The sequence below is a fragment of the Desulfofundulus sp. genome (genome assembly GCF_049701015.1).
GTDB lineage: Bacteria > Bacillota > Desulfotomaculia > Desulfotomaculales > Desulfovirgulaceae > Desulfofundulus.
Genome location: NZ_JBNATZ010000071.1, coordinates 1,097 through 10,824, shown reverse-complemented (window position 1 = coordinate 10,824; position 9,728 = coordinate 1,097). Strand labels below are relative to the sequence as shown.

The following is a 9,728-nucleotide window of genomic DNA, read 5'->3' as shown; positions in this document are numbered from 1 at the left end:
GGGCTTGCGGGCGGCAGTCGCCTCGTCCAACCGCCCCAGGTCTGTGGTGTAAGGAGCGCCTTTTACTTTATCGGGATCCCGCTCCACCTCCCGGGCGATTTCAATCATGGAGGCAATGAAACGATCCAGGGTTTCCTTGCTTTCCGTCTCCGTGGGCTCGATCATCATTGCTTCCTCCACGATCAATGGGAAGTAAATGGTAGGCGGGTGAAACCCGTGGTCCAAAAGCCGCTTGGCTATATCCAGAGTCCTCACACCGTAACGCTCTTTTTGCCACTTACCCGAAAGGACGAATTCGTGCTTACAGATACGGTCGTAGGGCAGGTAGAAATACTTTTTCAAGTGGGCCATGAGATAGTTGGCGTTGAGTACCGCATCCTGGCTTACCTGCTTTAAACCACCGGGCCCCAGGGATCGGATGTAGGCGTAAGCCTTAACTACCACACCGAAATTGCCGTAAAAGGAGCGCATCCTGCCTATGGAGCAGGGCAGATTGTAGTTAAAATAGTAACGTTCTCCATCGTAGTCCACAAGGGGTACGGGCAGGAAAGGCACCAGTTCTTTTTTCACACCTACCGGACCGGACCCGGGACCACCGCCACCGTGGGGCGTAGCGAAAGTTTTATGCAGGTTAAAGTGGACCACATCAAAACCCATATCCCCGGGACGGCTGTATCCCAGAATGGCGTTGGCGTTGGCACCGTCGTAATATAAAAGCCCGCCGGCCTGGTGAACCAGATCGGCAATAATATGGATGTTTTCGTCAAACAGTCCCAGTGTATTGGGATTGGTCAGCATGAGCCCGGCAACCTGGTTATCCAGGAGTTTTTCAAGAGCCGCCACATCCACCCCGCCCCGGTGATCCGATGGTACGCTGACCACCTGGTAACCTGCCATGGCTGCCGTGGCCGGGTTGGTGCCGTGAGCCGAATCCGGGACGAGAATCCTGGTGCGGTTTTCTCCCCGCCACCGGTGGTAAGCCCGGATCAGGAGAATACCCGTCAATTCCCCATGAGCCCCCGCTGCAGGCTGCATGGTCACCCGCTCCATACCGCTGATTTCCGCCAGGAAAGTTTCCATCTCATAAATTAATTGCAGAGCACCCTGGACCAGTTCTTCCGGCAGGTATGGGTGGATGCCTGTAAAACCGGGCAGGGCCGCCAGCGCTTCATCTACTTTGGGGTTGTACTTCATGGTACAGGATCCCAGGGGGTAAAAATCGCTGTCCACCCCGTGGTTTAAACGGGAGAGGGCGGTGAAATGCCGCACCAGTTCCGGTTCGCTGACTTCCGGAAGGCCGGGAGGCTTTTCCCGTCGCATATTTTCCGGCCAACCCGGATCCATTTCCGGCACATCGCACGCTGGCAGGGAAAATGAATGCCGGCCGGGCGCGCCCAGTTCAAAGATGAGTTTTTCATTCCACGGGTTGTTGTTCATCCTGCCACCTCCTCCAGCGCTTCGGCCAACCGGTCAATTTCTTCTCTGGTGCGTTTTTCGGTAACTGCCACCAGCAGGTGGTTGGAGAGTTCCGGGTAAAAGCGCCCGAGATCCGGACCAGCGACAAACCCGCGGCGCAACAGCATTTCCTGAACCCGTGCTACGGGATATTCACTTTTAAGCACGAATTCCTTGAAGAAAGGAGCGGTAAAGGCTACCGTGATACCCTTCACAGCAGCCAGACGTCTGCTGGCGTAAGCCGCTTTTTGGGCACAGAGCCAGGCCACCCGGCGCAGGCCGGCCGGGCCCATAGCCGAAAGGTAGATGGTGGCCGCAAGAGCACAAAGAGCCTGATTGGAACATATATTGGACGAAGCCTTTTCCCTGCGAATATGTTGCTCGCGGGCCTGCAGGGTCAGGACAAATCCCCTCCGTCCGTGAACATCGGTAGTGGCCCCTACAACCCGTCCAGGAATGCGGCGCAAGAATTTTTCCCGGGCAGCAAAGTACCCGAAACCAGGGCCGCCAAAATTCAGGGGGAGACCAAGGGACTGTCCCTCGCCCACCACCATATCGGCTCCATATTCCCCGGGTGGTTTAAGGAGGCCCAGGGAAACGGGATCGGCACACACGATGAACAAAGCCCCAGCCCCGTGCGCAGCCTCCCCCAGTGAATGAACATCTTCCAGACAGCCAAAGAAATTGGGTTGTTGCACCAGTACTGCTGCGGTTTGCCGGTCGAGATACTGGTCCAGGTTACCCGTTATTGTTACTCCATCGGCAAAGGGCAACTCTACCAGATCCACGCCCCGTGGACCCAGGTAGGTGCTTAAAACCTGCCGGTATTCCGGATGGACCGTCCGCGTCACCACAACCCGGTGCCGGCCAGTCACCGCGGTCGCCACCGCCGCCGCTTCGGCCAGCGCTGTGGCCCCGTCATACATGGAGGCATTGGCAACATCCATACCAGTTAGTTCACAGATCATGGTCTGAAACTCGTAAATTGCAGCCAGTGTACCCTGGCTGATTTCGGCCTGGTAGGGTGTGTATGCGGTATAGAACTCGGAACGGGCCAGCAGGGCGGGGACCACTGCCGGTATATAGTGGTCGTAGCAACCCCCGCCCAAAAAACAGGTATAGCGGCCCGTATCTCCATTTTTACCGGCCAGGTCTTCCATGTAGCGAACGAGCTCAGGTTCTGAAAGAGCTTCGGGCAGATTCAGCTCCCTTTTTAAACGAACCTGTTCCGGTATATCGGCAAAGAGCTCTTCCACTGAGTCAACCCCGATATCAGCGAGCATTTTCTTCCTGTCTTCAGGTGTATTCGGAATGTATCTCATTTGTACTTCAGCTCTCTTTCACCATTTCCTCATAGGCTCCGGCATCCAACAGGTCGTCCAGTTCTCCAGGGTCGGAAATTTCAAGGACGATCAACCAGCCATCGCCATAGGGATCCTTGTTGACCAGATCAGGGTGTTCAACGACTTCCTGATTGACTTCTACCACTTTCCCGCTCACCGGAGCATAGAGGTCGGAAACCGATTTAACCGATTCCACCGTGCCAAAGGACTCCCCGGCAGCCAGTTCATCCCCCACCCGGGGCAAGTCTACGTAAACAACATCCCCCAGGGACTCCTGGGCATAAAAGGTGATACCGACGGTCCCACGGTTCCCTTCCACGCGGATCCATTCGTGGTCTCTGGAATATTTCAGATCGGCAGGATACATGAACAAGACCCCCTTGACTTTTTTAAAATAAATTAATTCTCAGAGTACTGTCCATTATTACCGGCGCCGGTAGAAAGGTACCGGTACGACTTTTGCCCGGGCGCTCCGGCCCCGAATGTTCACCTCAAGCCCGGAATTTGGTGCTGCATATTCTACCGGCACGTACCCCATCCCCAGAGCTTTACCCAGGGTTGGGCTCTGGGTACCGGAGGTTACTTCACCAATAACCTGCCCGTCCCGGACGATTGTACAGCCCTGACGGGGTATCCCGCGGTCCACCATTTCGAAACCCACCAGTCGGCGCTTGACCCCGCCGTCCCTTTGCCTCAGAAGCGCTTCCTTTCCGACAAAGTATTTTTCCCAGCTCACAAACCGCTCAAGACCGGCCTCGAGAGGGGTGATATTCTCACTCAGTTCATGGCCGTACAAAGGCATGGCTGCTTCAAAACGCAGGGTATCCCTGGCGCCCAGACCGCATGGTACCAGACCTTCCCTTTCACCGGCAGACATTATTTCATCCCACAACCGGGGTGCTTCATTTGCCGGGCAGTAAAGCTCGAACCCATCCTCACCCGTGTACCCGGTACGGGAAACCATGCATTTCACACCGCCCACTTCCACACCCAGGCTGGCCCAGTAATACCTCAGAGAAGCAATGTTCACAGAAGTCAAACCGGCCAGAATTTGCACCGCCCTGGGTCCCTGCAGGGCGAGCTGGGCAGTCTGATCGGATATATCCTCAACGGCAACACCGGGAAATTCAACGGCACACTCACCGAGCCAGGCACAGTCTTTATTCTTGTTTGCGGCGTTAACCACCAGCAGAAACTCTTCCGCTCCCAGCCGGTAAACCAGGACGTCATCTACAATACCTCCCCGGGGATTACAAATGGGAGTATAAAGAGCCTGGGACGGAAAGAGCCTGGAAACATCGTTTGTAACGACCTTTTGCACAAGATCCAGGGCACCGGGACCGCTGATCCGGATCTCCCCCATGTGAGAAACATCAAAGAGACCGGCTCTCTCCCTTACGGCCTGGTGCTCCGCAATAATGCTGCTGTATTGAACCGGCAGGGCCCAGCCACCAAAGTTAACCATCCTGCCCCCGTTCTTGATGTGCCTGTCATAAAGGGGGGTCTTCATCAAATTTTCCATGGCAGGTACCTCCCAACCCAACTGACATTAGTATGACCAGCTCCCCCAAAAAAACAAGGACAGGGGAGATAGTAATAACCATCTCCTCTGTCCTGGAACCTGAGAGTTTCGTCTCCCGCCTGCGGGAAACTTGCCCCGTCGGTGTTCCTTCCCGAGGAAGGAATCTCTCCAGAGGGCCGTCCTGCTACTTTATCGGACCGGGAATTAAGACGTCAACCGCCCTTCAAGCAGCTCTCATCCGGCACTTTAAACTTTCTTATTTAGAACCCTGAAATAACGAACCTGAACTGTTGTTCAAGCAAGTGCCAGTTGCCCACTTTTGTGTACAACCCGGGTTTCCACGATACTCACCGGCACAGTGTTATATTTCTACAGCGGACATGATTTTCCTGCCACCTGTAAAAATTTTTTGGGTGCTATTAAAAAGCATTCTTTATATGCGCTAAAGATTCCACCCGCCCGTCTGCCCCGTATTTAATGGCGAGGACATCGAACCGGACCGGACCGCGATGTCCAATACCGGCAGCCAGATAGCAGCAGGCCACCCGCCGCAACCTGGTCCGTTTTTGGGAGCCCACACTTTCCTGGGGCAGGCCGTAATTGTTCGTAGTTCTACTGCGTACCTCCACAAAGACCAGCGTCCGGCCGTCCCGGGCGATAATATCTACTTCCCCATAGAGGCAGCGATAATTACGTGCCACCAGGCGGTATCCCAGACCGGCCAGGTAACGTGCAGCCTCATCTTCCCCCTTACGCCCCTGGGCTTTCCTTCGCAGGGTCACGGGCTCTCTCCGTCAGCCCGGCCCTAAACCAATCTTTTTTCCTGCAGGTACTCCATGAGCAACCTGGCCGTGTTACCGGTAATTTTGAGACAGTGGCGCAGGTGTTCCGGAGTGTCGAAAGGATGGGGGTTCAGGGAACGGCAACATGTAACTCCAAACGTTTCTTCAAAACGCTCATGAAAACCCCTGGCCAATTCATATGCCCTGTGACGGTCCTGCCGGTTGTCGGTACGTCCGCAAAGCAAGCCAATAACCATGGTGGAAGCGGTAAGCGCGCCGCAGATGCATCCTGCGTGTCCCAACCCGCCCCCAAAGCCAGTAGCCATGCGAACGAGATCCCTTTCCACCTCCGGAGCCACCATCTCCCTAAAAGTCAGAAAAATAGACTCGGCACAGTTATAACCCTCGCGAAAATAATTCCCCGCCCTGTTCCTTGCTTCGAGAACCATTTCTTCAGCCATTTTCTACCACCCCATTCTATTTTCAAACTGTTTCATTATTTCTCCAAACATCTTCTCATTCCTGTTTAAGATTCGGAAGAAAAATTGAGCGGGGTTTTTTGAAAACCCCGCCTCATTTGTTTTACATCGGGTGTCTTCCCAATGTATTTCTAATGGATAAAGAAGGAATGAGCCGCCGTGTTGACCACTTCCGAGAGCGGGCCAGGATATATACCCAGCACCAGGGTGGCCACCATGGTGATGATCAGAGTCAGGGCTACAGGGCCGCTCAAAGTGATGGGCGAATTATCAGCCGGCTCGTCCCGGTACATGACCAGAGCTACCCGCAGGTAGTAATAAACCGATACCATACTCATGATCAGGCCGATGAAAGCCAGCCACAAATAATTGTTCACGATGGTCTTGAAAAGGTAGAACTTGCCCACAAAGCCCGCCAGGGGCGGAATTCCGGCCATGGAAAGCATGGAGATGACCATAACTGCAGCCATCAAGGGAGAACGCTGGCTTAACCCTGCATAATCCTTTATTTCGTCACTACCGGTTATGTTATAGAAATAAGTGGCCACGGTAAACGCACCAATGGTGGCAAAAACGTACAGGAAAGCGTAGAACATCACGCCCTTAATCCCCGGCTCACTGGCAGTCACCAGGCCGACCAGGATATAACCCGCCTGGGCGATGCTGGAGTAGGCCAGCATGCGTTTGATATTGGTCTGGGGAATAGCCACCAGGTTACCCACAATGATCGTAACAGCCGAAAGGATGGCTACCAGCATGGTCCAGTGAGCCCATAGAGCAGGCAGCGCTGCTACAAACACCCGGAGCAAAATGGCAAAGGAGGCAGCCTTGGAACCCACGGCCAGGAAAGAAGTCACCGGCGTGGGAGCACCTTCGTACACGTCCGGCGTCCACATATGGAAAGGTACGGCTGAGATCTTGAAGCCCAGACCTGCCACCAGCATGGCCACACCCAGAATCAGCGCGGGTACGGGCTGTGTGGTCAGTAACCGGCCCACATCTGAAATGATAACGGAACCGATTACACCGTATACCAGGCTCAAGCCGTACAGGAGCACCGCCGAGGACATCCCTGCCAGGAGGATATATTTAATCCCGGCCTCCACCGACCTGGTTTCGGTACGACGGAAGCATACCAGTACGATAAAGGCTATGGTCATCAACTCCAACCCCAGGTAGAGGGTCATAAAATCTCCGGCTGAAGCCAGTACCATCATGCCCAGGGTGGCAAAGAGCATCATACTGTAATATTCACTTTGGTCGCCCATCTCATCAACGTAACGCATACAGCCCAGGGTGACCAGAAAGGCCGCCGTGAGGAAAGTTATTTTGAAAAAGAGGGCATACCGGTCCACAATAAAGATACCGTCATAAAGTGAGCCCTGATTATTCCACCCGGCAATGGTCAACCCCAACACGCCCAGCAGTCCCAGTGCTGTAACCCAGCCCAGACCGTGGCGGGAACCTTTGGGAACGAGCAATCCCAGGATCAGTATACCGAGTCCCAGGATGGCCATGGCAATTTCAGGCGCTAACAACGAGAGATCTACATTCATCTAAAAATTCCCCCCTAACTGGAGCGCACCGCTAATCTTGGCCATCAGGGGCACGATGCCGCTGTTGATCGTGTCAAAGAGCAGGAAGGGGAGAAGACCGCCCACCACTAAAACGGTACCCAGCACGGCCAGGGGAACCAGTTCGGGACCCCGGATGTCCTTGAGGGAATCATACTCAGGACGGGGCGGCCCAAAAAGGGTGTTGGCACCTGCCCGCAAGGCATAAAGGGCGGTAATGATAATCCCGGCTATGGCCACTACAGCCAGGCCCCCATAAACCTTAAAGGAGGCTACAAAGATAGTAAACTCGGGTATAAAGCTTACCAGGCCGGGCAGACCCAGGGAAGCCATAGCCGCGAGCATGAAAGCAACGGCCAGGCGGGGTGTCTGCCGGGCCAAACCGCCCAGATCGGGAATCCAACGGGTATGGGTCTTTTCATAAATGAAGCCTATGGTGGAGAAGAATAGTGCCGCCATAATACCGTGGGCGAACATATTGGCCACGGCCCCGTTCAAGCCGATGACGTTCAGCGAAGCTACCGCCAGGAGCACATAACCCATGTGACTCACGCTGGAGTAACCCACGATATACTTCAGGTCTTTCTGGGCCAGAGCCGCCATAGCAGCGTATGCTACGCCACATACGCCCAGCACGGCAATGACCGGTGCCCAGAACCTGGCTCCCACCGGCAGAACATAAAGTGCAATGCGAATCAAACCGTATCCGCCGATTTTCTTCAGCACCCCGGCGTGAATCATACTTACCGCCGTGGGAGCACCGGCGTAACCGTCAGGTGACCAGGAGTGGAAGGGCCACATGGAAAGAAGTGAACCAAAGCCAAAGAGCATCAGGGCGAACAGCCACTTCTGGTCAAAACCGCTCAATCCCTGCGCAGCACGGGCCAAACCCGTGAAGCTCATATCAGGAGCACCGGTGATAGCTACAGTTTTCATAAAGAGTGCGATAACACCTACGAGCAGGAAGGCTGAACCGATCAAAAGGTAGATGGTCAGCTTCATACCGGCATATTCCTTGGTTACCCGTTTGGTGCTGCCCCAGATGATCACCAGGATGTAGATGGGAATGACCACGACTTCGTAGAAAAGCAAGAAGATGAACAGGTCCTGGGCCACAAAAGTACCCATTACCCCGGTAATCAAGAGACACAGCAGGATGAAGAAATCCCGCGGGCGGTGGTTGACATTCCAGGAGGCAAAAACTGCCGAAAAACCAATCAGGTTGGTAAGCAGCAGCATGGGCAGGCTGATACCATCCACACCCAGGAAGAAGGTAACCCCCAGATCTTTAATCCAGGGTATCTGCTGCACAAACTGCAGACCGCCCAGGGAACGGTCGTAAGCAAAGTAGACATACAGGGAAAGAGCCATGGAAATGAAGGTTCCTACAGCTGCAATACACTTGATGAGCATGTGCTCCTCCCGGGGAATAAAGGCCATGATTACCGCTGCCACCACGGGAGCAAGCAGGATGACCAGTAACACGGGGAAGCTTGCCATTTACTTTACACCCCCCACAATCAGGCTGGCAGCAGAAGGACCGGTAAAGGCCAGGAGGACGACCACGGCCAGCACACCCAGGAAAAAGACCAGGGCGTAATTCTGAAGCCGGCCTGTGCTGGTTACCCTCAAACCTTCACCAAACAGGCACGTCAGTGCACCCAGGCCGTTGACGATAATGCCGTCCACGATGTAGATGTCGAACAGGTAGAAAAGGCGGGCCGCACCGTCAACGATGGTATGGTTGAACCAGAGGTATATTTCGTCGATATAGTACTTATTGTACAGGATGGTATAGATATGATTGTAACGACCGGCCAGTTCCCTGACTTTCGCTCTGGTTTTGTCCGCACAGTAGAGCTGGTAGGCCAGGTAAATACCGGCTGCCGCCAGCACTATGGATCCGATCATGACCCAGTAGTTGGGCTCTGCATGGTGAGCATGACCGAAGAAGATCCATTCGCCCCAGAAAGGAGCCCAGGGAGTTCCCACCAGACCGCCAACTGCAGATAAGATGGCCAGACAAACCAGCGGGAGGGTCATAACCGGAGGTGATTCGTGCGGATGGTTCTCCGGATTCTCGTCACCGAAGAAAGTCAGGAAAATCAGCCGCCACATGTAGAAGGCAGTCAGGAAGGCGGTAAAGGCGGCCATGGCAAAGAGGACATAGTGTCCATTTTCCAGGGTTACGGCCAGGATTTCGTCCTTGCTCCAGAATCCGGCAAAGGGAGGAATACCGGCAATGGCCAGGCCCCCAATGACAAAAGTCCAGCCGGTAACGGGCATCTTCTTAATCAGTCCGCCCATCTCCCAGACGTCCGCCTTGTGGTGCAGGGCATGCAGTACGCTGCCGGCGCCCAGGAACATAAGGGCTTTAAAGAAAGCGTGGGTCCACATATGGAACAGGCTTGCCGTCATGCTGCCAACCCCCAGGGCCAGCATCATATAACCAATCTGGCTGACTGTGGAGTAAGCCAGAATGCGCTTGATTTCCCGCTGGGTGACAGCAATGGTGGCGGTGCTTTCGTAACTCGAAGCATCGATTATATAAGCAACGGGTTTTGACCTCTGCA

Annotated in this window: 9 protein-coding genes and 1 riboswitch; all 9 genes read right to left on the bottom strand. The window is 54.5% G+C overall.

The genetic code is table 11. The features are described 5' to 3' along the window. Nucleotides 1-1,437 (bottom strand): aminomethyl-transferring glycine dehydrogenase subunit GcvPB (gene gcvPB / locus ACPLUI_RS06270; RefSeq protein ID WP_424659416.1); only part of this gene is annotated, 1,437 nt, incomplete at its 3' end. After that, a complete protein-coding gene (gene gcvPA / locus ACPLUI_RS06265) occupies nucleotides 1,434-2,777 on the bottom strand; it encodes an aminomethyl-transferring glycine dehydrogenase subunit GcvPA (protein WP_424659415.1) in 1,344 nt (447 codons plus the stop codon). The genes gcvPB and gcvPA, both read right to left, overlap by 4 nt. A 7-nt stretch (nucleotides 2,778-2,784) precedes the next feature. Continuing rightward, nucleotides 2,785-3,165 carry a glycine cleavage system protein GcvH gene (gene gcvH / locus ACPLUI_RS06260; RefSeq protein WP_424659414.1) on the bottom strand — a complete coding sequence of 127 codons (381 nt, stop codon included), beginning with the start codon at nucleotides 3,163-3,165 and terminating at the stop codon, nucleotides 2,785-2,787. Nucleotides 3,166-3,222: 57 nt separating this feature from the next. Then, nucleotides 3,223-4,320: a glycine cleavage system aminomethyltransferase GcvT gene (gcvT, locus tag ACPLUI_RS06255; protein ID WP_424659413.1), complete on the bottom strand. Its 1,098-nt coding sequence runs from the start codon at nucleotides 4,318-4,320 to the stop codon at nucleotides 3,223-3,225. A 77-nt stretch (nucleotides 4,321-4,397) separates the two neighbouring features. Further along, a riboswitch (glycine riboswitch) is annotated at nucleotides 4,398-4,502 on the bottom strand. 237 nt (nucleotides 4,503-4,739) lie between these two features. Further along, nucleotides 4,740-5,102 carry a YraN family protein gene (locus ACPLUI_RS06250; protein ID WP_424659412.1) on the bottom strand — a complete coding sequence of 121 codons (363 nt, stop codon included), beginning with the start codon at nucleotides 5,100-5,102 and terminating at the stop codon, nucleotides 4,740-4,742. A gap of 23 nt (nucleotides 5,103-5,125) precedes the next feature. Next, a complete protein-coding gene (locus ACPLUI_RS06245; RefSeq protein ID WP_424659411.1) occupies nucleotides 5,126-5,563 on the bottom strand; it encodes a C-GCAxxG-C-C family (seleno)protein in 438 nt (145 codons plus the stop codon). A 149-nt stretch (nucleotides 5,564-5,712) separates the two neighbouring features. Continuing rightward, complete coding sequence (locus ACPLUI_RS06240) at nucleotides 5,713-7,137, bottom strand: NADH-quinone oxidoreductase subunit N (RefSeq protein WP_424659410.1); 1,425 nt, start codon at nucleotides 7,135-7,137, stop codon at nucleotides 5,713-5,715. Continuing rightward, the gene (locus tag ACPLUI_RS06235; protein WP_424659409.1) at nucleotides 7,138-8,655 is read right to left on the bottom strand and encodes a complex I subunit 4 family protein; all 1,518 of its coding nucleotides are present in this window, start codon (nucleotides 8,653-8,655) and stop codon (nucleotides 7,138-7,140) included. Next, on the bottom strand, nucleotides 8,656-9,728 hold a 1,073-nt coding region (locus ACPLUI_RS06230), incomplete at its 5' end, for a proton-conducting transporter membrane subunit (protein ID WP_424659408.1).